The 23,897-nt window shown below is 66.0% G+C and carries 23 protein-coding genes; 5 read left to right on the forward strand and 18 right to left on the reverse strand.

All coding sequences use genetic code 11. The annotated features are described in order from the left end of the window. Positions 1 to 39: 39 nt before the first annotated feature. The 5 genes from GV161_RS03130 to GV161_RS03150 all read right to left on the reverse strand — a co-directional run bounded on the left by GV161_RS03130 (position 40) and on the right by GV161_RS03150 (position 4,175). Positions 40 to 513 carry a MarR family winged helix-turn-helix transcriptional regulator gene (locus GV161_RS03130; RefSeq protein ID WP_091836494.1) on the reverse strand — a complete coding sequence of 158 codons (474 nt, stop codon included), beginning with the start codon at positions 511 to 513 and terminating at the stop codon, positions 40 to 42. An 81-nt stretch (positions 514 to 594) separates the two neighbouring features. Beyond that, on the reverse strand, positions 595 to 1,188 hold the full coding sequence (locus GV161_RS03135) for an NAD(P)H-dependent oxidoreductase (RefSeq protein WP_152011900.1): 594 nt from the start codon (positions 1,186 to 1,188) through the stop codon (positions 595 to 597). Between the two features lie 8 nt (positions 1,189 to 1,196). Next, on the reverse strand, positions 1,197 to 2,624 hold the full coding sequence (locus tag GV161_RS03140) for an FAD-binding oxidoreductase (protein ID WP_152011899.1): 1,428 nt from the start codon (positions 2,622 to 2,624) through the stop codon (positions 1,197 to 1,199). Then, on the reverse strand, positions 2,621 to 3,949 hold the full coding sequence (locus tag GV161_RS03145) for a cytosine deaminase (protein WP_152011898.1): 1,329 nt from the start codon (positions 3,947 to 3,949) through the stop codon (positions 2,621 to 2,623). The genes GV161_RS03140 and GV161_RS03145 overlap by 4 nt, the downstream gene beginning before the upstream one ends. Position 3,950: 1 nt before the next feature. Further along, positions 3,951 to 4,175 (reverse strand): hypothetical protein, encoded by a 225-nt coding sequence (locus GV161_RS03150; protein ID WP_152011897.1) that lies wholly within the window; start codon positions 4,173 to 4,175, stop codon positions 3,951 to 3,953. Here GV161_RS03150 and folD point away from each other — a divergent pair. Together folD and GV161_RS03160 are read left to right on the forward strand one after the other, a co-directional pair. After that, positions 4,174 to 5,028 carry a bifunctional methylenetetrahydrofolate dehydrogenase/methenyltetrahydrofolate cyclohydrolase FolD gene (folD, locus tag GV161_RS03155; protein ID WP_152011896.1) on the forward strand — a complete coding sequence of 285 codons (855 nt, stop codon included), beginning with the start codon at positions 4,174 to 4,176 and terminating at the stop codon, positions 5,026 to 5,028. The genes GV161_RS03150 and folD overlap by 2 nt on opposite strands. A gap of 101 nt (positions 5,029 to 5,129) precedes the next feature. Further along, positions 5,130 to 5,921 carry a class I SAM-dependent methyltransferase gene (locus GV161_RS03160; protein WP_152011895.1) on the forward strand — a complete coding sequence of 264 codons (792 nt, stop codon included), beginning with the start codon at positions 5,130 to 5,132 and terminating at the stop codon, positions 5,919 to 5,921. Positions 5,922 to 6,065: 144 nt separating this feature from the next. Here the strand turns inward: GV161_RS03160 and lpdA are convergent, their stop codons facing one another. The 11 genes from lpdA to GV161_RS03215 all read right to left on the reverse strand — a co-directional run bounded on the left by lpdA (position 6,066) and on the right by GV161_RS03215 (position 18,871). Continuing rightward, a complete protein-coding gene (lpdA, locus tag GV161_RS03165) occupies positions 6,066 to 7,466 on the reverse strand; it encodes a dihydrolipoyl dehydrogenase (protein ID WP_152011894.1) in 1,401 nt (466 codons plus the stop codon). Positions 7,467 to 7,487: 21 nt separating this feature from the next. Beyond that, positions 7,488 to 7,919: a VOC family protein gene (locus GV161_RS03170; protein WP_152011893.1), complete on the reverse strand. Its 432-nt coding sequence runs from the start codon at positions 7,917 to 7,919 to the stop codon at positions 7,488 to 7,490. Between the two features lie 15 nt (positions 7,920 to 7,934). Next, positions 7,935 to 8,321: a phosphopantetheine adenylyltransferase gene (locus tag GV161_RS03175; protein ID WP_152011892.1), complete on the reverse strand. Its 387-nt coding sequence runs from the start codon at positions 8,319 to 8,321 to the stop codon at positions 7,935 to 7,937. Between the two features lie 12 nt (positions 8,322 to 8,333). Continuing rightward, a complete protein-coding gene (odhB, locus tag GV161_RS03180) occupies positions 8,334 to 9,566 on the reverse strand; it encodes a 2-oxoglutarate dehydrogenase complex dihydrolipoyllysine-residue succinyltransferase (RefSeq protein ID WP_152011891.1) in 1,233 nt (410 codons plus the stop codon). 94 nt (positions 9,567 to 9,660) lie between these two features. Next, entirely contained in the window at positions 9,661 to 12,618 is a 2,958-nt protein-coding gene (locus tag GV161_RS03185; protein WP_152011890.1) for a 2-oxoglutarate dehydrogenase E1 component, read from the reverse strand. A 133-nt stretch (positions 12,619 to 12,751) separates the two neighbouring features. After that, positions 12,752 to 13,636 (reverse strand): succinate--CoA ligase subunit alpha, encoded by an 885-nt coding sequence (gene sucD / locus GV161_RS03190; RefSeq protein ID WP_152011889.1) that lies wholly within the window; start codon positions 13,634 to 13,636, stop codon positions 12,752 to 12,754. Between the two features lie 9 nt (positions 13,637 to 13,645). After that, positions 13,646 to 14,842, reverse strand: coding sequence for an ADP-forming succinate--CoA ligase subunit beta (sucC, locus tag GV161_RS03195; RefSeq protein WP_152011888.1), 1,197 nt, complete (start codon positions 14,840 to 14,842; stop codon positions 13,646 to 13,648). A gap of 85 nt (positions 14,843 to 14,927) precedes the next feature. Then, complete coding sequence (mdh, locus tag GV161_RS03200; protein WP_152011887.1) at positions 14,928 to 15,890, reverse strand: malate dehydrogenase; 963 nt, start codon at positions 15,888 to 15,890, stop codon at positions 14,928 to 14,930. Positions 15,891 to 16,135: 245 nt separating this feature from the next. Continuing rightward, the gene (locus GV161_RS03205) at positions 16,136 to 16,738 is read right to left on the reverse strand and encodes a TetR family transcriptional regulator (protein ID WP_244623852.1); all 603 of its coding nucleotides are present in this window, start codon (positions 16,736 to 16,738) and stop codon (positions 16,136 to 16,138) included. Positions 16,739 to 16,740: 2 nt separating this feature from the next. Next, positions 16,741 to 17,919: a cell division protein ZapE gene (gene zapE / locus GV161_RS03210; RefSeq protein WP_152011886.1), complete on the reverse strand. Its 1,179-nt coding sequence runs from the start codon at positions 17,917 to 17,919 to the stop codon at positions 16,741 to 16,743. 88 nt (positions 17,920 to 18,007) lie between these two features. Next, complete coding sequence (locus tag GV161_RS03215) at positions 18,008 to 18,871, reverse strand: LysR family transcriptional regulator (RefSeq protein WP_244623851.1); 864 nt, start codon at positions 18,869 to 18,871, stop codon at positions 18,008 to 18,010. Positions 18,872 to 18,968: 97 nt separating this feature from the next. Between GV161_RS03215 and GV161_RS03220 the strand changes: the two genes are divergently transcribed. Together GV161_RS03220 and GV161_RS03225 are read left to right on the forward strand one after the other, a co-directional pair. Then, complete coding sequence (locus GV161_RS03220; protein WP_152011884.1) at positions 18,969 to 19,565, forward strand: LysE family translocator; 597 nt, start codon at positions 18,969 to 18,971, stop codon at positions 19,563 to 19,565. Positions 19,566 to 19,836: 271 nt separating this feature from the next. Further along, positions 19,837 to 20,454 (forward strand): GNAT family N-acetyltransferase, encoded by a 618-nt coding sequence (locus GV161_RS03225; RefSeq protein ID WP_159650117.1) that lies wholly within the window; start codon positions 19,837 to 19,839, stop codon positions 20,452 to 20,454. 153 nt (positions 20,455 to 20,607) lie between these two features. Here the strand turns inward: GV161_RS03225 and GV161_RS31065 are convergent, their stop codons facing one another. Continuing rightward, positions 20,608 to 21,333 carry an AprI/Inh family metalloprotease inhibitor gene (locus GV161_RS31065; protein WP_244665364.1) on the reverse strand — a complete coding sequence of 242 codons (726 nt, stop codon included), beginning with the start codon at positions 21,331 to 21,333 and terminating at the stop codon, positions 20,608 to 20,610. Positions 21,334 to 21,514: 181 nt separating this feature from the next. On the opposite strand from GV161_RS31065, the gene GV161_RS03235 reads away from it, so the two are divergent. Next, the gene (locus GV161_RS03235; protein ID WP_152011882.1) at positions 21,515 to 21,943 is read left to right on the forward strand and encodes a RidA family protein; all 429 of its coding nucleotides are present in this window, start codon (positions 21,515 to 21,517) and stop codon (positions 21,941 to 21,943) included. A 162-nt stretch (positions 21,944 to 22,105) separates the two neighbouring features. Here the strand turns inward: GV161_RS03235 and GV161_RS03240 are convergent, their stop codons facing one another. Beyond that, positions 22,106 to 23,683, reverse strand: a complete 1,578-nt coding sequence (locus GV161_RS03240; protein WP_152011881.1) for a glucan biosynthesis protein G — start codon at positions 23,681 to 23,683, stop codon at positions 22,106 to 22,108. Positions 23,684 to 23,897 lie beyond the last annotated feature (214 nt).

The raw sequence follows: 23,897 nt of genomic DNA on the forward strand, positions 1-23,897 counted from the left end.
CGCCAGCGCATGCGAGTCATGCTGCTGACGCGCCTGGCGTCAGGCGGCGTCCTCGGCCTCGTCCTCGGCATCCTCGACATCGGCGCCAGCCTTGGACAAGCCCTTCGACGCCTTGCGCAGCAATTTGCGCAATTGCTTGCGTTCCTTGGCATCCAGCTTTTCGAGCAGCTCTTCCTCGACCTGGTTCCAGACCGCATCGAGCGCCGCCGCGGTCTTCTGGCCGTTCTCGGTCAGCGCCACCTGCACCAGCCGGCCGTCGCGCCCGCCGCCCTCGCGCGTCACCAGCCCCTGCAGCGAAAGCCGGCCGATCGTCTTGGACACGGTCGGCGGCTTGACCCGCAACAAGGTCGCGAGCTCACCCATCGTCATCGGTGCACCCTGCAGGGATTTCAGCGCTTGTTCCTGGCCTGGAAAGAGCCCGAGCGCGTTGAGACGCTCGCCCATCCGTGCCCTGTGAAGCCGCGCCGTCACCAACAGGGCACGGCCGACGCTTTTTTCGAGGGACTTGGTCATGAGCCGGCCCTTGGAAAAGGTTGCGGATACTTTTCGCCGGCTGTGCAATCGCTCGCCTTCATGACAAGCCGATGACAATTGTCAGACAGGCTTTTGAATCCGTGCGATTTCCTGCTCCACCCTGGCGAGAAAAGCCGCCCGGCTCTGCGACGTCGACCGGTTCATGTCGTAATGCGCGAGATAGGAGACCCGCGCCGCCGGGTGGCACACCGCCCGCAAGCCGCGCTTGATCTGCCGGCGCGGCGGGTCGCCCATCAGGAAAGTCCGCCAGCGCGAGCCGCCATAGCTCGTCACCGTCGTCAGCCGGCGAATGTTCCAGAGATTCGGACGGATCGAACCGTCGACCAGCTTGAACGAGACGCCGGGCAGGAAGACGCGGTCGAAATAGCCCTTCATGATCGCCGGATAGCCATAGTTCCAGACCGGGAAGCACAGGTACAGCGCTTCCGCCCGCAGCAGGCGCCCAACATAGCCAGCTACATTTTTCTGGTTGCTGGCAAGATCGTGGTAGCCGACGCGCTCCTCGCGGCTCAGCACCGGATCGAAACCCTCGGCATAGAGGTCGCAATCGTCGACCTCGTGCCCAGCGCGGCGCAGCGCGGAGACGAGCGTCTCATGCACCGCCGCCCCGAAACTCCTGGGATCGGGGTGGGCGTAGAGGACGAGCGCGCGCATCGATCGGTTCAGGCGCCGACACCGGCTTCGCCGAGAGCCTTGAACAGGAAGGTCTTGCCCGAGCGGTAGTCGTAGTTCGGGTCTTCCCAGGCGATCATCTTGCCGGGGTTGAGCAGCCCCTGCGGATCGGCCTCGCGCTTGAAGGCGAGCTGGACCTCGTCGGTCTGCTTCATCCCGCCCTCCTCCAGCGTGTAGCGGTGCGGGTTGAAGATCGGCGCACCCATCTCTTCATGAATCGCCATGATCTCCTCCAGCCGCTCCTCGCTGGTGAAGCGCACCAGCGGCAGGCCAAAGCAGGTGATCTTGCCGTCGAAGCGGACGAATTCGAGATGGCAGGTCACCTCGTCGCCGAAGCGGGCATGGATCTTGTCGACGAGATCGACCTGGTTCGGGAAGGGATAGAGCACCTGCAGATAGGTGATCGACGGATCGACCCGCAGCGCCCGCAAAGTGGTGTGATTCCAGCCGAGCTCGAAGGTCGGCGGCAGGCCTTTGGCCTCCTCCGCTGTCAGCTTGTCGGAGCGCATCAGCAATTGCGAGCCGCCGAAGCGACGGGCGAAGGCGAGCATCGACTCGACCGCGAAGTCGGCGACCATGACCATCACGCAATGGCTCTCGCGCGGCAGGAACTTCCGGTGGCGCAGGAAATAGTCGTGCGGCGCGGGCGCGGCGACCACAGCAAGGTTCTTCAGCGCCAGCCCGTCCTGCTCGCCGAGCGCATTGGCGAACTCGGTCGCGGCGCGCAACTCGTCGAAACCGAGGATGACGTCGACCCAGGCATAGGCCGGGCCGAGCGGCATCTCGACCTGCGTGATGATGCCGTTGGTGCCGTAGGCATGGGCGACCTTGTGCAGATCATCGCCCTGCAGCTCGAGGATGCGCGGCGTGCCTTCCATGGTCGCGACGCGCAGCGAGATGATGTTGCCCCAGTCGCGCAGGCCGCCCCATTTGATCGAGCCGACGCCGCCGGAGCCGCCGGCGATGAAGCCGCCGACCGAAGCCGTGTGGTAGGTCGAGGGATGCAGCCGGATCTCCTGTCGGGAATGGGCGCGCGTCTCCTGGTCGATCCTGGCCAGCACCGCGCCGGGCTCGGCGACATAGCGCCCGGCCTCGATGCTGGTCACCTTGTTGAAACCGGAGAGGTCGAGCACGATGCCGCCCGAGAGCGGCATGGCCTGGCCGTAGTTGCCGGTGCCGGTGCCGCGCGGCGTCACGGGAACTCCGAGCGCATGCGCCGCCGAGAGCGTCTCCAGCACCTGCGCCTCGCTCACCGGCGAAACGATGATATCGGCGACGACATGGTCAAGCTGGCGCTTCAGCTTCGGCGAATACCAGAAGAAGTCGCGGCTCTTCTGCTTGACCAGCGCCGGGTTGTCCTCCGTGCGGATACCGTTCAGACGGCGTTTCAGGGCGTCGATGTCGTAGCGTGCGGTCATGCGGGGCGGCTCATCAGGGAATCGAGTTCGCGATAATCGGGCAAGGTACGGTCGATGGCGCGGCCATTGACCAGAACGGTCCGGTCGGCCTGCGGCCTGGCGAAGAATTCGGTCCAGTCGCGGGCGGGGGTCAGGATCAGATCGGCAGGGCCGCCCACCGCGATACGACCAGCGCTTGAAAGCCCCATGATCTCGGCTGGCGTCGCAGCGACCGCCCTCGCCCAGTCCCGGTCGGAATGGTCGAGCTGGAGGATGCGCGTACCCTCGCGCAGCGTCTCGACCAGATCGAGATCGCCATAGGCATAGAACGGGTCGCGGGTGTTGTCGGAGGCGATCGTCACCGGCACGCCAGCGGCCTTCAGCTCATGCAGCGCCGTGACGCCGCGCCAGCGTGGCGTGCGCCCACGCTGCCGGTCCTGCAGATACATGTTGCACATCGGCAGCGAGACTACGGCGATGCCGGCCTCCCTGACCTTGCCGATGATGCGCGCCTCGTCCTGCGGCTGCTGCAGCGAGAGCGAGCAGCAATGCCCGGCCAGAATCTTGCCCGCGAAACGATGGCGCAGCGCCGCATCGGCGATGTGCTCAAGCGAGCGCGCCGCCGGATCATTGGTCTCGTCGACATGGAAGTCGAGGTCGAAGCCGTTTTCGATCGCGGTCCTGAACAGCGTGTCGAGCGCAGCCTCGAGCTCCGGCACCATATAGGTGACGGCGCCGAGCAGCCTGTCGCCATGATCGGTCACGGCTTTCGTGATCGCCTGCATATGTGTGGGATCGGCGACGGCATCGATGCCGAACAGCGGCGACGCCTGCAGCGCGATCCGCCCGGCCCATTCCGCGCGCAACTCGGCATAAACCGGCCAGGAGATGCCGATCTGCTTGCCGAGCGAGTCGAGATGGGTGCGGATCGCCGCCGTGCCATGGGCATAGGCGCAGCGCAGGCCGAACTCCATGCGCGCCCGCACGTCGCCGGCCGACCAGTTTGCCTCGCGATCGGCCGCGACCGCGCTCAGCGCGCCCATGAAGCTGCCGTCCGGATTGGGCCGGCGCGGCCAGATATGACCCTTGTCGAGATGGGTGTGGGCATCGACCAGCCGCGGCAGCGCGATGCCGCCATCGAGATCGAGCGAGGGAGTGGCGTCGAGCACGGGCGTACCCGCCGGCAGGAGCGAGACGATGCCACCGTCCTCGACGGCGATGTCGAGCAACGCCAGGCCGTCGCGATCGCTCGCCAGGCCGCCGGCCTCGACCAGGCAGGCAGGCGCCCTGGCATTGCGCAGCACATAGCTGCCGGAAGCCGGGATTGCTGCAAAGCCGGTGGTCACGTCAGTCGTCTCCGGCTTGCACGCCGCCCTTGTGAATCACCTGCCGACCATGCTGGCTCGGCGCGCCCCGATCAAGCGGCGCCAGCGGCATCCTCACCCGCAAGGCATTCAGGGCAAAGCGGCCCTTGTCCGTTCTGTCGCGATGCAGCAAGAGAGCGGCGCAGGGCATCAAACCGGAAATTGGAATCCGCTTTTCGATCCGATGCCTCACCAAGGAGCTGGTCATGACGGCACGCATCATCGACGGCAAGGCGGCGGCGGCGGAACTCAGGGCGCAGATCGCTCGCGAGATCGCAGCGCTCAAGGCAGCCGGCAAGCCCGCGCCCGGCCTGCATGTCGTACTCGTCGGCGAGGACCCGGCCAGCAAGGTCTATGTCGCCTCCAAGGAGAAGCTTGCGGCCGAGATCGGGATGAACTCGGTCGCCCATCGCCTGCCGACCGAGACCACGGAAGCAACGCTGCTCGCCAAGATCGCCGAGCTCAACGCCGATGATGGCGTCGACGGCATCCTCGTCCAGCTGCCGCTGCCCAAGCATATCGACACAGGCCACATCATCGATGCGATCGACCCGGCCAAGGATGTCGACGGCCTCCATCCGATCAATGCCGGCCTGCTCGCCGGCGGCAAGAACGGCCTCGTGCCCTGCACGCCGCTCGGCTGCATGCTGTTGCTGAAGCAGGCGTTGCCGTCACTGTCGGGGCTGGAAGCGGTCGTCATCGGCCGCTCCGAGCTGGTCGGCCGGCCGGTGGCGCAATTGCTGCTCCAGGCCGATTGCACCGTCACCATCGCCCATTCGCGTACGCGTGATCTGCCGGCCGTCGTGAAGCGCGCCGACATCGTCGTCGCCGCAGTCGGCCGGCCGCGCATGGTCAAGGGCGACTGGATCAAGCCGGGCGCGACCGTGATCGATGTCGGCATCAACCGCATGCCCGACGGCAAGCTCGCCGGCGATGTCGACTATGCCGAGGCGGCCGAGGTCGCCGGCGCGATCACGCCGGTTCCCGGCGGCGTCGGGCCGATGACCATCGCCTGCCTGCTGCGCAATACGCTGACCGCCTATCGCGCCCGACGCAAATAGGTCGGACGTCGACACCGGCGTTAACTATAGATTAACCAAGAATTTGTGCGGCGCCGCGGGCGGGAGCAAGGTCGGGTTCTCGAACGACGTGGAGGCGCGCCATGCAAGGCTCGGCCATCGACATCGCCCGGCACAATGCCGATCTGTTCGACCGGACCGAAATCGCCGAATGGTACGGCGGACAGAGTCTCTTTGCCTCCGAAGCGATGATCCTCGAACGCTTTCACGAAGCCTATGCCGGCAAGCGCCTGCTCGATCTCGGCGTCGGCTCCGGCCGCACCACGGGAGCGCTGCTGCCTGATGTCGCCGACTATGTCGGGATCGACAAGGCCGAGGCAATGCTCGCTGTCGCCAGGCGCCGCTTTCCGAGCGCGACCTTCCTCGACATGGATGTCCGCGCGATCAGCGAGTTCGGTCCTGGCCGCTTCGACTTCGTGCTCGGCGCCCTCGCCATCCTCAGCGCCTTCGACCATGCCGAGCGCCTCGCCGTCATCGCAGCCGTACATGAGGTGCTGGCGCCCGGCGGCGTCTTCGCCTTCTCCTTCCACAACCGCGCCTGGAACCGAGCCGGCGGCATGCCGCTGCATGCGCGCTCCTGGCACCCGCGCGAGATCATGAACTCGGTGCATCCGCAGAGCTGGATCAACTATCTGCGCCTGCGGCCCTTCGCGCATGAGGAGGCCGACTACGCCATCCATGTCGACCCCGCCCATCGCTGGAGCGGGCTGTTCTATTTCGTCGACCTGGCGACGCAGGAACGCCAGCTCGAGGCGGCTGGCTTCGAGATCCTGGCTCGCTTCGGCGAGGATGGCCGCCCGCTCGCCGCGGGCGACGATACCAGCCGCGACGGGCTCCTGAACCTCGTCTGCAAAAAGGCCGGTGCGCCACACTGACCGCTTATGGCGCTCAGCGGAATTCGTAAGCTCCGTCATGGTCGGGCTTGACCCGACCATCTCAGGACGAGAAGGCGCCCTATTCTGCACGAGAGTCCCGGGTCGGCGCTGTGCACCGCCCGAGAATGGCATGCATACCCTCGATCACATGTGGATCGGGCGCTTGTCGACGGCGAGCGCCGCTTCCTTGACCGCCTCGGCCAGCGTCGGATGGGCGTGGCAGGTGCGGGCGAGGTCCTCAGCCGAGCCGCCGAACTCCATCAGCACCGTCACCTCGGCGATCAGGTCGCCGGCATGCGGGCCGATGATGTGGCAGCCGAGCACACGGTCGGTCGTAGCGTCGGCAAGGAATTTGACGAAGCCGTCGGTGTGCCGCATCGCCCGCGCCCGGCCATTGGCCGTGAACGGGAACTTGCCGACCTTGTAGGCGACGCCCGCGGCCTTCAGCTCCTCCTCGATCTTGCCGATCGCCGCGACCTCGGGGGCGGTGTAGACGATGCCAGGAATAGCGTCGTAGTTCACATGGCCGTGCTTGCCGGCAAGGATTTCGGCGACGGCGACGCCCTCATCCTCGGCCTTGTGCGCCAGCATCGGCCCGCGCACCACGTCGCCGATCGCGTAGATGCCATCGACATTGGTCTTGAAGTGGTCGTCGATGATGACGCGGCCGCGCTCGGTCGCGACGCCCGCCTTGTCGAGGGTCAGGCCGTCCGTGTTCGGGCGCCGGCCGATCGCGACCAGGACGATGTCGGCGTTGAGCGTCTTGGCCTCGCCGCCGGCAGCCGGCTCGACCGTGACGGTGGCGCCGCCCTTCTTGGCGGTCTCGACCTTGGTGACCTTCGAGCCGAGATGGAAGGCGAAGCCCTGCTTCTGCAGGATGCGCTGGAACTGCTTGGCGATCTCGTCATCCATGCCGGGCAGGATGCGGTCGAGATATTCGACGACGGTCACCTTGGCGCCGAGCCGGGCCCAGACCGAGCCGATCTCCAGGCCGATCACGCCGGCGCCGACAACCAGCAGCTCCTTTGGCACGGCGGTCAGCTCGAGCGCGCCGGTCGAGGTCACCACCGTCTTCTCGTCGATCGAAACGCCCGGCAGCGCCGCCGATTCCGAGCCGGTGGCGATGACGATGTTCTTGGTTTCCAGCTCCTGCGTCTTGCCGTCCTCGGCGGTGACGACGACCTTGCTGGCCGCCGGGATCGAGGCCGTGCCGTGGAACGGGTCGATCTTGTTCTTCTTCAGCAGGAAGGCGACGCCGTTGACGTTGGCATCGATGGTCTCCTGCTTGTGGACCAGCATCTGCTTCAGATCGAGCTTCGGCTTCCCGACGCTGATGCCGAGACTCGGGAAAGTATGGCTGGCCTCCTCGAACATCTCGGAAGCATGCAGCAGCGCCTTGGAGGGGATGCAGCCGACGTTGAGGCAGGTGCCGCCATGGGTCTTGCGCTTCTCGACCACCGCGACCTTGAGGCCGAGCTGGGCAGCGCGGATGGCACAAACATAGCCGCCGGGGCCGGTTCCGATGACGACGAGATCGTAGGACATGGTCTCTCTTCCGTTCAGACTTTACGATTGGGGTTGCGCCAATGGCGCGTTGAAGGCCCAGACATGGCCGAAAGGATCGCGCAGGCGGCCATAGCGGGCGCCCCAGAACACATCGCTCGCCGGCATGACGACATCGGCACCAGCAGAAGCGGCCCTGGCGATGGCGGCATCGACATCGGCTGGCTGCGGCAGGTTGATGCTGATCGCCATGCTGGCGCCGCCACGCGAGTTCGGCGCCATGACATCGCCGCCGAACTCCGGGAATTCATCGTGCAGCATCACCTCGCTGCCGAAGAGCGCGAGGTTGGCATGCATGACGCGCTCGCCGTCCTCGGCCATCGCCTTGAAGGTGCACTGTGCGCCGAAGGCTTTCTCGTAGAAGGCGATCGCCACTTCGCCGCCCTTGACGCAGATATGCGCCTGGATCGGTGGGGGATTGGGTCCGAACGCCATGCTCCGTCCCCCTTCCTATCGGTGCGATGGTGCCAACCGCGCGACTATGGTCGGCACGAGCGCTATGAGCCCGATGACGTCGGCGATCACGACCTTGCTGATTGCGGGGCCATAACCACCGACGAGCAGCGCGATGACGATGAAGCTCGCCATGCTCGCGCCCGCGACGAGTACAGCCACATCACGCAGCCCGGGACGAATGGCAGCCGCCAGCAACAATACGCCCACAAGACCGAACAGCACGGCACGGTGCCGCAGCAGGATTTCGAGATCAGGATTGGCGATCTCGAAACCGTAGAGCGAGCGCAGCCAGCCAACCCCAGCTACGCCGGTCGTCGGCAGCAGGTTGACGATGCCGGCAATGACCAGGCCGACCGGGACCAGTTTTGCCGGTATCGCCATCTCAGCGAGGTCTCAGAGGTCGAGGACGAGGCGCGCTGGGTCTTCCAGGCCTTCCTTGATGCGGACAAGGAAGGTCACGGCTTCCTTGCCGTCGATGATGCGGTGGTCATAGGAGACCGCCAGATACATCATCGGCCGGATCACGATCTGGCCGCCGACCACCATCGGGCGCTCCTGGATCTTGTGCATGCCGAGGATCGCCGACTGCGGCGCATTGAGGATCGGCGTCGACATCAGCGAGCCATAGACGCCACCATTCGAGATGGTGAAGGTGCCGCCCTGCATGTCCTCGATCTTGAGCGAGCCGTCTCGGGCCTTCTTGCCGAGGGCGCCGATCTCCTTCTCGACACCGGCGATCGAGAGCTGGTCGGCATCGCGCACCACAGGCACGACCAGGCCCTTGTCGGTGCCGACGGCGACCGCGACATGGTAGTAGTTCTTGTAGACGATGTCGGTGCCGTCGATCTCGGCGTTGACCGAGGGGATTTCCTTCAGAGCCTGCACGCAGGCCTTCACGAAGAAGCCCATGAAGCCGAGCTTCACGCCATGCTTCTTCTCGAAGACGTCCTTGTACTGGTTGCGCAGCGCCATGACGTTGGTCATGTCCACCTCGTTGAAGGTGGTCAGCATCGCGGCGTTGGTCTGCGCTTCCTTGAGGCGGCGCGCGATGGTCTGGCGCAGCTTGGTCATCTTGACCCGCTCTTCGCGCGAGGCATCGTCCGGAGCCGACGGCGCCCGCACCTGGATCGGGGCGGCCGGCGCGGCTGCAGCGACGGCCGGGCCGGCCGCGATCGCCGCCAGCATGTCGCCCTTGGTGACGCGGCCATCCTTGCCGGAAGCAGCGACCTTTGAGGGGTCGACGCCGCTCTCGGCGGCGAGGCGCGAAACGGCCGGGCCGGAATCGGCCGCCTTGGTCGCAGGCGCGGTGGCGGCCGCAGCCGGAGCCGGAGCAGCCGGCTTGGGCGCTTCGGCGGCAGACTTGGCCGGAGCGGCCGCCGCCTTGCCGTCGCCGGCCGCGATCGTGCCGAGCAGCGCGCTGACGCCGACCGTTTCGCCTTCCTTGGCGACGATCTCGCCGAGCACGCCGGCGGCCGGAGCGTTGACCTCCAGCGTCACCTTGTCGGTCTCGAGCTCGACCAAAGGCTCGTCCGCCTTCACCGCGTCGCCGGGCTTCTTGAACCACTTGCCGATAGTGGCCTCGGAGACGGATTCGCCGAGGGTCGGAACGCGGATTTCGGTCGCCATGTCAGGCCTCTTCTCGTGTCTTTTGTCTGAGCATGATCCCGAAAAGTGGAAACCGGTTTTCGGAAAAGATCATGCTCCGCTGGATGAATCCGGATCAGACCGCGAAGGTCTCGTCCAGGAAGGCGTTGAGCTGGGCGACGTGCTTCGACATCAGGCCGGTCGCAGTCGCGGCCGAGGCCGGGCGGCCGACATAGCGCGGCCGCTTCGACTTCGAGCCGGCATGGCCCAGCACCCATTCCAGATAGGGCTCGACGAAGGTCCAGGCGCCCTGGTTCTTCGGCTCCTCCTGGCACCAGACGACGTCGGCGCCCTTGAAGCGCGCCAGCTCCTGCGCCAGCGACTTCAGCGGGAACGGATAAAGCTGCTCGACGCGCATCAGGTAGACATCGTCCAGCCCACGCTTCTCGCGCTCTTCCAGCAGGTCGAAATAGACCTTGCCCGAGCAGAGCACGACGCGGCGGATCTTCGAATCCTTGACCAGCTTGGTGGTCGACTTGCCGCGCTCGGCATCGTCGTGCAGCACGCGGTGGAAGGTCGAGCCCTCGGCCAGCTCGCTGAGGTCGGAGACGCAGCGCTTGTGGCGCAGCAGCGACTTCGGCGTCATCAGGATCAGCGGCTTGCGGAAGTCGCGCTTCAGCTGGCGGCGCAGGATGTGGAAATAGCTCGCCGGCGTCGAGCAGTTCGCCACCTGCATGTTGTCCTCGGCGCACATTTGCAGGAAGCGCTCGAGACGGGCCGAGGAGTGCTCCGGACCCTGGCCTTCATAGCCGTGCGGCAGCAGGCAGACGAGGCCCGACATGCGCAGCCACTTGCGCTCGCCCGAGGAGATGAACTGGTCGAACACCACCTGCGCGCCATTGGCGAAGTCACCGAACTGCGCCTCCCAGCAGGTCAGCGCGTTCGGCTCCGACAGGGTGTAGCCGTATTCGAAGCCGAGCACCGCCTCTTCCGAGAGCATCGAGTTGATGACCTCGTAGCGGGACTGGCCCTCGCGGATATGGTTCAGCGAGGTGTGACGGGCTTCGGTTTCCTGGTCGATCAGCACCGAATGGCGCTGCGAGAAGGTGCCGCGCTCGCAATCCTGGCCGGAGAGGCGCACCGGATTGCCGTCGAGCAACAGCGAGCCGAAGGCGAGCGATTCCGCCGTCGCCCAGTCGATGCCCTGCCCGCTCTCGACCGCCTTGCGGCGGTTGTCGAGGAAGCGCTGGATCGTCTTGTGGAGGTTGAAGCCTTCCGGGACCTCGGTGATCTTCTGCGTGATCTCTTTCAGCACGGCTTCGGGCACGCCGGTCGCGCCGCGACGCGGATCGTCCTCGTCGGCGCGGATGGCCTTCATGCCGGCCCAGCGACCGTCGAGCCAGTCGGCCTTGTTCGGCTTGAAGGCCTGGCCGGCGTCGAACTCGACCTCGAGCTTCTCCTTCCAGGCGGCGCGCATCTGGTCGAGCTCGCCCGGCTGGATCACGCCCTCGGCTTCGAGCTTGGTGCTGTAGAGCTCCAGCGTCGACTTGTGGCCGCGGATCTTGCGGTACATCAGCGGCTGGGTGAAGCCCGGCTCGTCGCCTTCGTTATGGCCGAAGCGGCGATAGCAGAACATGTCGATCACGACCGGCTTGTGGAACTTCTGCCGGAACTCGATCGCGATCTTGGCGGCGAAGACGACCGCTTCCGGATCATCGCCGTTCACATGGAAGACCGGTGCCTCGACCATCTTCGCCACATCGGACGGATAGGGCGAGGAGCGCGAATAGCGCGGATAGGTGGTGAAGCCGATCTGGTTGTTGATGATGAAGTGCAGCGAGCCGCCGGTGCGGTGGCCCTTCAGCCCGGACAGGCCGAGGCATTCGGCCACGACGCCCTGGCCGGCGAAGGCGGCATCGCCGTGGATCAGCAGCGGCAGCACCTTGGAGCGCTCGACGATATCGCCGAACTGGTCCTGCTTGGCGCGGACCTTGCCGAGCACCACGGGGTCGACGATCTCGAGATGCGAGGGATTGGCGGTCAGCGAGACGTGGACGTTGTTGCCGTCGAACTCGCGATCGCTGGAGGCGCCGAGATGGTACTTGACGTCGCCCGAGCCCTCGACGTCGTCAGGGGCGAAGGAGCCGCCCTTGAATTCGTGGAACAGGGCGCGATGCGGCTTGCCCAGCACCTGGGTCAGCACGTTGAGGCGGCCGCGATGGGCCATGCCGAAGACGATGTCGCGCACGCCCAGCGCGCCGCCGCGCTTGATGATCTGCTCCAGCGCCGGAACCAGCGACTCACCGCCATCCAGGCCGAAGCGCTTGGTACCGGTGAACTTGAGGTCGAGGAACTTCTCGAAGCCCTCGGTCTCGACCAGCTTGTTCAGGATCGCCTTCTTGCCCTCGCGGGTGAAGGCGATCTCCTTGTCCGGCCCCTCGATCCGCTCCTGCAGCCAGGCCTTCTGCTCAGGGTCGGAGATGTGCATGAACTCGATGCCGACCGTGCCGCAATAGGTCCGCTGCAGGATCGCCGTCATCTCGCGGATGGTGGCGAACTCCAGGCCGAGCACATTGTCGATGAAGATCTTGCGGTCGAGATCGGCCTCGGTGAAGCCGAAGGCCGCCGGGGACAGCTCCTCCGGATCCTTCTGGCTCTCGATTCCCAGCGGGTCGAGCTGGGCATGGAGGTGGCCGCGCATGCGGTAAGCGCGGATCAGCATGATCGCGCGAACCGAGTCGCGGGTCGCCTGCTGGACATCGGCAGCGGACAGCGTCGCGCCGGCAGCCTTGGCCTTGGCGCCGAGCTTCTCGCCGACAGCCTTCTCGACCGCGGCCCAGTTGCCGTCGAGCGCCGAGACCAGCTCGCCACCGGCCGGGATCGGCCAGTTCGGCCTCTTCCAGGACGCGCCCTTGGCGTTGTCGACGACGACCTGCTTGTCGTCGTTCAGCGCGGAGAAGAAGCCCTGCCACTCCGGATCGACCGACTTGGGGTCAGCCTGATAGCGGGCGTAGAGGTCCTCGATATAGGCCGCGTTGCCGCCATAGAGGAAACCCGTCTGCGCGAGAGCCTCGTTGATGTCCTGGCGAGCCATGGTCGTCCTGCCTTCTGCCTAACCTGCCGCTTCGTCTTGCCGTCATGCTCGGGCAAGGCCCGAGCATCTTTTTGTCGAGCCTGGCTGGTCATGAGATGGTCGGCTCAAGGCCGACCATGACGCAGCCCGTCTCTCAGCCCTTCAATACTTCGACCAAGGTCTTTCCAAGGCGCGCCGGCGACGGCGAGACCCGGATACCGGCCGCTTCCATCGCCGCGATCTTGTCTTCCGCGCCGCCCTTGCCGCCGGAGATGATCGCGCCGGCATGGCCCATGCGGCGGCCGGGAGGAGCCGTGCGGCCGGCGATGAAGCCGACCATCGGCTTCTTGCGCCCGCGCTTGGCCTCGTCCTTGATGAACTGCGCCGCCTCTTCCTCGGCCGAGCCGCCGATCTCGCCGATCATCACGATCGACGTGGTCTTATCGTCGGCGAGGAACATTTCGAGCATGTCGATAAACTCGGTGCCCTTGACCGGGTCGCCGCCGATGCCGACGGCCGTGGTCTGGCCGAGGCCCTCGTTCGTGGTCTGGAACACCGCCTCATAGGTCAGCGTGCCGGAGCGCGAGACGATGCCGACCGAACCGGGCTTGAAGATATTGGCCGGCATGATGCCGATCTTGCTCTCGCCGGCGGTGACGACGCCCGGGCAGTTCGGCCCGATCAGGCGGGTCTTCGAGCCCGAGAGCGAACGCTTGACGCGGACCATGTCGAGCACCGGGATGCCCTCGGTGATGCAGATCACCAGCGGGATCTCGGCGTCGATCGCTTCGCAGATCGCGTCGGCCGCACCCGGCGGCGGAACGTAGACGACCGAGGCGGTAGCCCCAGTCTTCTCGCGCGCCTCGGCGACGGTGTCGAAGACGGGCAGGCCGAGATGCAGGCTGCCGCCCTTACCCGGCGAGGTACCGCCGACCATCTGCGTGCCATAGGCGATCGCCTGCTCGGAGTGGAAGGTGCCGTTCTTGCCGGTGAAGCCCTGGCAGATGACCTTGGTGGTCTTGTCGATCAGGATGGACATTGGTTTACCTCAAGCCTTCTTGATCGCAGCGACGATCTTCTGCGCGGCGTCGTCGAGGTCATCTGCCGGGATGACGTTGAGACCGGAGTCGCGGATGATCTGCTTGCCTTCCGCCACGTTGGTGCCTTCGAGGCGCACCACCAGCGGCACTTCGAGCCCGACCGTCTTCACCGCTGCGATCACGCCGCGGGCGATGACGTCGCACTTCATGATGCCGCCGAAGATGTTGACCAGGATGCCCTTCACCTTCGGATCGGCGGTGATGATCTTGAAGGCCGCGGTGACCTTCTCCTCGGAGGCGCCGCCGCCGACATCGAGGAAGTTCGCCGGGCTTTCCCCGTAGAGCTGGATGATGTCGAGCGTCGCCATGGCGAGGCCGGCGCCGTTGACCATGCAGCCGATCGTGCCGTCGAGCGCGATATAGGCAAGATCATACTTGGACGCTTCGATCTCCTTGGCGTCCTCCTCGGTCTCGTCACGCAGCTCCATCAGCTCGGGATGGCGGTAGAGCGAATTCGAGTCGAACGAGACCTTGGCGTCGAGGCACTTGACCTGGCCCTGCGTCGTCACGATCAGCGGGTTGATCTCGAGCATCGCCATGTCCTTGCCGACGAAGGCGGCATAGATCTGGCCGAGCACGCTCGCCGCCTGCTTGGCCTGGTCGCCGGAGAGCTCGAGCGCCTTGGCGACGGTGCGGCCGTGATGCGGCATGATGCCGGTGGCCGGATCGACCGAGAAGGTCAGGATCTTCTCGGGCGTGTCATGGGCCACCTTCTCGATGTCCATGCCACCCTCGGTCGAGACCACGAAGGCGACGCGCGAGGTCTCGCGATCGACCAGCGCCGAGAGGTAGAATTCCTTCGAGATGTCCGAGCCATCCTCGATATAGAGGCGGTTGACCTGCTTGCCGGCCGGGCCGGTCTGCGCCGTCACCAGCGTGTTGCCGAGCATCTCCTTGGCGTGGCTCTCGACCTCTTCGATCGACTTGGCGAGCCGCACGCCGCCCTTGGCGTCGGCTGGCAGTTCCTTGAACTTGCCCTTGCCGCGCCCGCCGGCATGAATCTGGCTCTTCACCACATAGAGCGGTCCGGGCAGCTTCTTCGCGGCCTCGACGGCCTCCGCCACCGATAGCGCCGGGAAGCCGGCGGAGACGGGCGCGCCGTACTCCTTGAGAACCGCCTTGCCCTGATATTCGTGGATGTTCATGCCTGATGTCCTGTGCCGGTAAAGGGAGAGGCGACGGCGTGATGGCCGAAGACGTTGCCGCCGGCCATCACGCCATCCGTCTGTCTCACGCCAATGACGCGTCGATGCTCTTGCAGGCGTCGATAAGACCCTGGACCGAGGCGACCGACTTGGCCAGCATCTCCTTCTCGGCGCCGTTGAGGCGGATCTTGACGACCCGCTCGACACCCTTGGCGCCGATCACCACCGGCACGCCGAGGAACATGTCCTTGACGCCGTACTGGCCCTTGAGCGCGGCGGCCGCCGGCAGGACGCGCTTCTGGTCCTTGAGATAGCTCTCGGCCATGGCGATCGCCGAGGCGGCCGGAGCGTAGAAGGCCGAGCCGGTCTTGAGCAGGTTGACGATCTCGCCGCCGCCCTTGCGGGTCCGGTCGACGATCGCGTCAATGCGCTCCTGCGTCGTCCACTTCATCTTGACGAGGTCGGGCAGCGGGATGCCGGCGACGCCCGAGTAACGGACCAGCGGCACCATGTCGTCGCCATGGCCGCCGAGCACGAAGGCCGAGACGTCCTTGACCGAGACCTTGAACTCGTCGGCGAGGAAGTGGCGGAAGCGGGCCGAGTCGAGCACGCCGGCCATGCCGCAGATCATGTTGGGCTTGAGGCCCGAGAACTTCTGCAGGGCCCAGACCATCGCATCGAGTGGGTTGGTGATGCAGATCACGAAGGCCTTGGGAGCATACTGCTTGATGCCTTCGCCGACCGACTTCATCACCTTGAGGTTGATGCCGATCAGGTCGTCGCGGCTCATGCCGGGCTTGCGCGGCACGCCGGCGGTGACGATGATCACGTCGGCGCCCTTGATGTCCTCATAGGACTGCGTGCCCTTGTAGCCGGCGTCGAAGCCGTCGACCGGGGCGGACTCGGCGATATCAAGGCCTTTGCCCTGGGGAATACCCTCGGCGATATCGAACAGGACGACGTCGCCCAGCTCCTTGAGGCCCGCGAGGTGCGCGAGCGTGCCGCCGATCTGTCCGGCGCCGATGAGGGCGATCTTCTTGCGGGCCATTGCCGAATCCTTGTTGTTGGATGCGAGAGCTGTTGCAGCCGAAAAGCCGTGGGTTCTTTGACCCAAGCCGCTCTCGGGCTCAACCCTGTCGAAAATTGGACATTGGAACGTCCCCAAGCGGCGCTTTCGGCCCTCCGATCACGGAATACCCAGCAAAACCAAGCTGTTAAAAGCTACCTGACGAAAATGCCCCGTCAACCTGCCTCGAAAACAGGCAGTTACATATTACAGAAACTGTCATTTTTTCAGATGACGCCGGTCGCGAGCGTGCGCAGCGCCACCCTGATCAGGGTCGCGAGCCTGGCATCGACCGAGGCCTGCGGGACATCCGCCTCCAGTTCCAGCGAGGCAGGATGGATGAAACGGTGTGTAGCGTCGATCACGAAGGCGATAGCGCGGTCGCGGTCGCGCGGCTCGAAGGCCCCTGTGGCGATGCCGTCGTCGATGACGCGCTCGAACAAGGCACGTACCCGGGTTCGGTTGCGTCGGCTGATCGCATGGCGCTTTGCCACGGCCTGCGACAGCGCCGCGAACAGATGCGGCTCCTCGTGCAGCAGGGTGCGGTTCGCCTTTGCGAGCGCCAGGATCAAGCGCTCGAGCTTGTCCTCAGCCGGATCCGGCCCGTCGGCGATGTCGGCGAGCGAACGCTCGGCCGCCTTCAGCCAGACATCGACCACCGCATCGATCAGCGCCGTGCGCGAGGGAAAGTAGCGATAGACATTGGCATGGGTCATGCCCGCCTCTTCCGCCACCGCGACCACGGTGAAGCGGCGCAGGCCGTGCCGGCGCAGATGCTCGCCGGCGACCGAGAGAATGCGCATCTCACTCGGCTCGCGCGGCGTCGCCACGCTCAGGTCTCCACCAGCCCGGTCGCGTCGCCGCTCGCCGCCGAGTCGGCTTGGCCATGCGGCAGAGCGAGATATTCCTCCGAGCGCATCTCGATCAGGCGCGACACCGTCCGATCGAACTCGAAGGCCTCGCGCCCGTTCTGCGCGACATAGAGGCCGGTCGGCTCCGCCGCCGCCGAGGCGACGAGCTTCACATGACTCTCATAGAGCGTGTCGATCAGGATGATGAAGCGCTTGGCCTCGTTGCGCCGCTCGATGTCCATGATCGGGATGTCGTCGAGGATCAGCGTATGAAAGTGCTGGGCGAGCGCGAGATAGTCGGAGGCGCCATAGGCCTGGGCGCAGAGGTCCTTGAAGCTCGCTCGCGCCACGCCGCCCGCCGCCTGCGGCAGCTTGAGCTCATGACCCTTGATCGCGATCGTCGTGGGCGCGCCCTGCGCCACGCCGGTGAGCTGGCTGAAGGCCTTGTCGAGCGCGGCCTTGGCCTTGTCGTCGGCAGGGACGTGATAGGTTGGCGCGCCACCGAGCTTCTCCAGCCGGAAATCGGTACGCGCCTCCAGCTTGATCACGTCGACCTTGCTGGCGAGCAATTCAATGAAGGGCAGGAAGAGCGCGCGGTTGAGCCCGCCCTCATAGAGCCGCGACGGCTCGACATTCGAGGTCGCGACCACGATGACGCCGTCGGCGAACAGCTTGGTGAACAGCCGCCCGAGGATCATCGCGTCGGCGATGTCGGTGACGGTGAACTCGTCGAAGCAGAGCAGGCTCGCTTCTTCAGCCAGTTCCGCCGCAACCGGCCCGATCGGGTCCGGTTCCTTGACCGTCCCTGCCTTGAGTGCCTGACGGTAGGCGTGGATGCGCTCATGCACATCGGCCATGAAGGCGTGGAAATGCACGCGCCGCCGCGCCGCGACCGGGACCGTCTCGTAGAACAGGTCCATCAGCATGGTCTTGCCGCGGCCGACCGAGCCCCAGATGTAGAGCCCTTTGACTGCGTCCGCAGACGGCTGCTTGCGGCCGAACAGCCAGCCGAGCGCGCTGCTCTTCTTCGCCAGCTTGCGGCTGCCGAGAGTTTCGGACAGCGCCTGCAGCCGCCTGACGACAGCGACCTGCGCCGGATCGCGCTCGATCGCGCCCGAAGCGACCAGGGCGTCATAACGTTCGGAAAGCGTGGCGGACATGGCCTGGAGGCGGGATAGCAAGAAGGGACGTCAACTTCCGGGTTACGGCAGGGCGGCGCGCCTCGCAACCCTCGGTGAGGCCTGCGGGCTATGCGGCCTGCCGCGGGCGCTGCCAGCCGGCGCGCAGATGGCGGGCAAGCTCGCGCGCCGCTTCCGAGGGCTGCGAGCGCGACAGATGCAGCGTGATCGCGAAGGGCGGCAGCTCGGGCAACCCCTCCGGTGAGCCGAGAATATCGAGATCGGGCGGGACCGTGCAGGCGAGCCAGGCGGTAACGGCAAGGTCGGTCCGGACCGTCGCCGTGGTCGCATCGATATTGCCGTTCTCGAAGACGCTGCGCCAGGCCTTCCCCTGGCCATCGAGTGCCGTCGTCACCGCCGGACGGAAGGCGCAGCTGTCGGCAACCAGCGAGAGCGGCAAGGGCCGCTTCAGATGGGCCGTGCCGGCCCTGGCGCCGACCCAGACCAGCCGTTCGATGCCGAGGCATTCGCCGCCTGCGGCCGCAAGCGGCTCCTCGACCAGAGCAAGATCGACCTCGCCCTTGCCGAGCGCCTCCAGCAATTGCGGCGAGGAGGCGCAGACCAGCGAGATCTCGACCAGCGGGCTCGCTTCGGCAAAGCCTTTCAGGATCGGCGCGAGCGCGGTGCCGACGAGATCATAGGGCACGCCGAGCCTGACCGTGCCGGCGCAGCCCGTCGTCATTTCGGCCCAGATCTCGTCATTGAGACCGATCAGCCGGCGCGCCTTCGCGAGCAGGCGGTCGCCCGAGGCCGTCAACTTCAGCCCGCGCCGCTCGCGGTGGAACAAGGCCTGTCCGAGCCGCCGCTCGAGCCGCATGATCTGCTGACTGACGGCGCTCTGCGTCAGATGCAACGCGTTACCGGCGATCGTCATGCTGCCATGGTCGGCGACGGCGACGAAGGCCCGGATCAGTTCGAGGTCGAGATTGCGCATGCCTCCCATTATGAATCGTAATGCTGAATCGCTTCAACATTCGTTTTCATGATCCGACCATGAAACCTATTCCCTCGGCTCCATTTGGAGTCGCCCCATGTCGCCGGAATCGATCCTGCCGCTCATCGCCTTCGCCGCCATTTCGACTGTGACACCGGGCGCCACCACCACCCTCGCCACAGCGTCAGGCGCCCATTTCGGCTTTCGCCGCTCCCTGCCCTTCATGATCGGAGTGGCCATTGGGCTGGCCGGAATGGCGGTGGCCGCAGCGGCCGGGCTCGCCGGCCTGCTGCTGGCAATGCCGTCCCTCGAACTCGCGATGAAACTCGCCGGCTCCGCCTATCTGCTCTGGCTCGCGGTCAGGGTCGGCCGCAGCGGCCCGCCGCATCTCGACAGGAGCATCGCCAGGCCGACCAGCTTCCTTGGCGCGCTCTGGATTCAGCTGCAGAACCCCAAGGGCTGGGCGATGACGCTCGGCGCTGCTGCCTCCTTCGGCGAGATCGCCCGCGGTGCAGGAGAACTCGCCGCCCTGCTCGGCACTGTCTTTGGTGTTCTGGCGCTGCTGTCACTGATGCTCTGGTGCGTCGCCGGACTGCTTCTTGCGCGGTTGCTGACGCAAGCCTGGCAATGGCGAGCCCTCAACATTGCTCTCGCCCTGATGCTCGCAGCTTCGATTGCCACGATGTGGCGATAGAGCCGGATCCGACCAGGTTGGCCCAACCTGATCGGTGAATCCGTCTCTCACTTTGGACGGGAGACCGTTTACCGATCAGCTTGCAAAGCAAGCCGATCGGACGGGCTCCCGCGCAGCCTTAACCATTCCGGCCAATCTTACAGGCATTTAGCCGTAAATTGCCGCAATTGCGCCTCTTGCATTCCCAGATCGGGAGCGCATCTTGCTCTTCGAGTTAGGGAAGACACGCCTCCTCTGGGCAGCGCCATCCGCGCTTTCACAGGAGCTGCAATTGAATCGTTCGATCAAGTCTGGCGCAAAGGCCAGGCATGGCGAGGTCAGGCGTCTCTGGCCTGCCGAGCGCGACCTCTTCACCGCCCATCTCCTTCGCCTCGACGCCGGCACACGGCGCGAGCGTTTCGGGACGGCGGTCAACGATGATTTTCTCCGCGCTTACGCCGAAACCACCTTCGGCGTCGGTGGGCTCGTCTACGCCTATGTCGAGGCCGGCGAGGTCCGCGGCGCCGCCGAATTGCGCGGGCTGGAGGAGATCATCGTCCAGACGGGCGAAGCCGCCTTCAGCGTCGAGCGCGACTGGCGCCGGCGCGGCATCGGCGGGGAGCTGTTCGGCCGCCTGATAACGGCAGCACGCAACCGCAACATCCGCACGCTCTACATGACCTGCCTGCCCGAGAACGCGGCGATGCGGAATCTCGCGCGCAAGTTCGAGGCCGAGATGGTCGGCGGCTACGCCGATGTCGAGGGCCGGATCGCCACCGGCGCACCGACGCCGTTCACCCTGCTCGACGAAGCGATGGACAATGCCCGCAGCTTTGCGACCCTGTCGCTCTCGCTGCAGCGCAGTTTCTGGCCTTCCGCCCTGTTCGGCCGGAGCGCCTCTCGGCACTGAGCATTAGCAAGAGGCACCCTCGCCGTCATGGTCGGGCTCGTCCCGACCATCCACGTCTTCATTGATCGCGTGCGGTGTTCAAGACGTGGATGCTCGCCACAAGGGCGAGCATGACGCGTTGGGGACACCTCGCAATGACGACGGGCGCCGTGCTTATCGATTCATCGAGAGCCCGGCGCCCGATTTGGTGATCGCGCCGTTCATCGCACCGCCGCTGCCGACGCGCAGGCGCGCCACGACCGAACCACCCCTCTGGTAGAGATAGACCTCGCCGTCGCGGTAATCCCAGGCATTGACCTGTTGCAGGTCGCGATTGCTGCAGCCCGTGGCGTTGGCGCGGTAGAGATCGAGCGAAGGCGAACTCGAAAGCTGCACCCGGCAGGAGCCGCCGGTCGCCTCCTGCGCCGTCCAGTTGCCGATGACGCCATCGCGGCTCGAGACCGCCCCGCCGCGTGTCGGGCTTCCACCCGGAGCCGCGCCCGGATTGGCGTTGGCGACCTGAGGTGGCGCCGGCTCGACCGGGCGCTGCTGCTGCACCGGCGGCTGCTGCCCCGGCTGCGCTGCCTGCGGGTCGAAGAACGGATCGTTCTGGGGCGGCATGCCGCCGGCGCCCGGCGCAGGGCCACCGGGCGGATAACCGCCCGCCTGCGGCGGCGCGCTCGGGTAGCCACCCGGCGGCGGCAAAGGCTCGGAGGTGATCGGCGCCGACTGGATCGGCGGTGCCGACTGGATCGGTTCGCTATAAACAGGCGCGCGCGCCACGGCCTGGCCCGAACCCGAGCCATATCCACCAAAACGCTGCGAGCCCGCGCAGGCGGTCAGCAGCACGAGAGGCAGCAGGCTCGCGGCCCGCAGCAGCGCAGAAGTCCTCAAGCTCATTCCCACCATCTCGACCAGTCGCCCGTCCGCGGCATTGTGCCCATGCCGCCTGAACGCGGCATGAAATATTTGGCGTGCGCGCGGTTCAAGGCTGCAAAACGCGCATCGGTCAAGTCTCAACATGGTTTTGCAGCGCGCATATGGCGTGGCAGAACGGTGCCCCCGTCATCCGGACTATCAGATGAAGCCGCTCACTCCCTCCTCGATCCGCGCGCCCTTCGCCCGCTACAGCCACGGCGTCGAACTGCCTGCAGGCCAGCGGCTCGCCTTCTGCTCCGGCCAGCTCGGCATCGCCACCGACGGGACGATTCCGGAAGGCGCCAGGGAGCAGGCCGATCTCTGCTTTTCCAACATCGCCGCGATCCTCGGCGAAGCCGGGATGACGCTGAAGGACATCGTCCGCATCAACGCCTACGTCACCGACCGCGCCCATATGAAAGGCTATATGGACTCGCGCGACGCCCATGTCGGCACCCCGCCGCCGGCCTCGACCCTGATGATCGTCTCCGGCTTCACCCTGCCGGAGTTCAAGGTCGAGATCGAGGTGGTCGCGGCAGCGCCCGAGAAGCGGCGCAAGCCGACGCGTACGGTTACGGCGCCGAAATTCTGATTCGACAACCTTCCAGGTCATCCCGGACAAGCGGCGAAGCCGCGCCGATCCGGGATCCATGCCTGAGCCTCTATCGGTGAGGTTCAGGAATGGGTCCCGGGTCTCCCTCCGGTCGCCCGGGATGACCCGCGAGGTTGGATAGAGCCTTCGCGAAGGTCCGGCTCAGCTCGCGTCGGGCGCCCGCCAGGGGAAGCTCCAGGTCTCGGTCAGGGTCTTGCTGCCGCTCTTCAGGAAGGCGCGCATCTCGGCGAGTTGGCCCGGCTCGACCACGATGTCGATGAAGGCCCGGAAGCCCTCCGTCTTTGGATTCGGCACCAGGAAGGCGCGGTTGATCCGGCCATAGGCGATCGAGGGCACGATCTCGACCTTTTCCGGCTGCTTCAGATAATAGCCGAGATCGCCGCCGGCGAAGTCGACGATGAAGCGCCTTGTATTCTCGGTCACCGCCTCACCCGAGCCGAGCGCCTTCGGCTTGGCCTGGTAGGTGTTGATCGCCCGTCCGCCCGGATGCAGATCGCTGGAGTCCAGCATGGCGGTGAGCTTGTAGCCGAAGCGGAATTCGCGCCCTGGCTCCAGCGCCAGCTTCGGCGCCCAGAGCGCGACGATGTTGTCGTTGGTTTCATCCGTGGTCGGCAGTTCGATCAGTTCGACCACGCCCTCGCCCCAGTCGCCTTGCGGCTCGATCCAGTAGGACGGCCTGAGCTCATAGTTGAGGTCGAGGTCCTGATAGTGCTCGAACACCCGGTCGCGCTGCATCAGGCCGAAGCCGCGGACATTGCGCTCGACGAAGGAGGAGGCGGCCGGGACGCGGGCGTTGCGCAGGGGGCGCCAGATCCACTCGCCGGTGCTGGAGTGGATCAGGAGGCCGTCCGAATCGTGCAGCTCGCTGCGGAAATCATCGTGGAAGCGCCGGTCGTTCTCGCCGGTGAAGAACATCGAGGTCAGCGGCGCCAGGCCGAGCTTCTCGATCGGCTTGCGCGGGAACAGCGCCGCGCCGACATCGATCACGCTGTCGCCATCCGGATAGATATGGAAGCGATAGGCTCCGGCAACGGAAGGCGAATCGAGCAGCGCATAGACCGTGATGCGGTCGGCATCGGCTGCCGGCGTCTCCACCCAGAACTCGCGGAAGATCGGAAACTCCTCGCCGCCCGGCACGCCTGCGCCGATCGAAAGGCCGCGCGCCGAGAGGCCATAGCGTTGCCCGCGCCCTAGCACGCGGAAATAGCTCGCGCCGATGAAGGAGATCAGCTCGTCGAAGACGCGCGGATCGTTGAGCGGGTAGTGCAGCCGGAAGCCGGCGAAGCCGAGATTGACCGGCAGGGGCTTGTCGAACTTGGTTCGCCCGTAGTCGAAGAGATTGGCGGCATAGGGCACCGGTGTCGGTACGCCGTCGCGAATCACATTCACCGTCACCGGCCGGGTGAACAGGAAGCCGGGGTGGAACATCTGCATGCGGAAGCCGGAGTTCGACTGGGCGAGCAGCGCCCGCTCCGGCCGGAAGCGGATCTCGCGCCAGGCGTCGAAATCGAGCCGCGTCAGCGCCTCCGGCAATGCCGGCCCTGCTTCATAGGGCACGGCCGCGATCTCGCGGGCCCGGCGCACCACCTCGTCGAAGCCGAATCGCGGCTGCGGCGGCGCCTGTTCCGGCTGTTGCGCCAGCAAAGCCTGCGGCGCGGCGGTGGCGCACAATGCGGCGCTCAGCCCGGCCAGAACCCGGCGGCGATCGGTAACAGTCATGATCGAAGCTTGCCCCATGGATATAGGCGCGCGAAGGCGCACTACGCCAACGACTTAGGCGATGAAATGGGGCTGGTCTAGGGCGCCGCCATGGCCTGCGCGAGCCAACGTCAAAAGGAAATGAGAGCGGCACCCCGTCGCGCCGCCCCGTCCTGTAAAAAATCCGGTCCCGGCCGTCAGAAAAAACTTGAAGCGCGGGGCACGCGCCCGTATA

It is taken from the genome of Bosea sp. 29B (genome assembly GCF_902506165.1).
Lineage (GTDB): Bacteria > Pseudomonadota > Alphaproteobacteria > Rhizobiales > Beijerinckiaceae > Allobosea.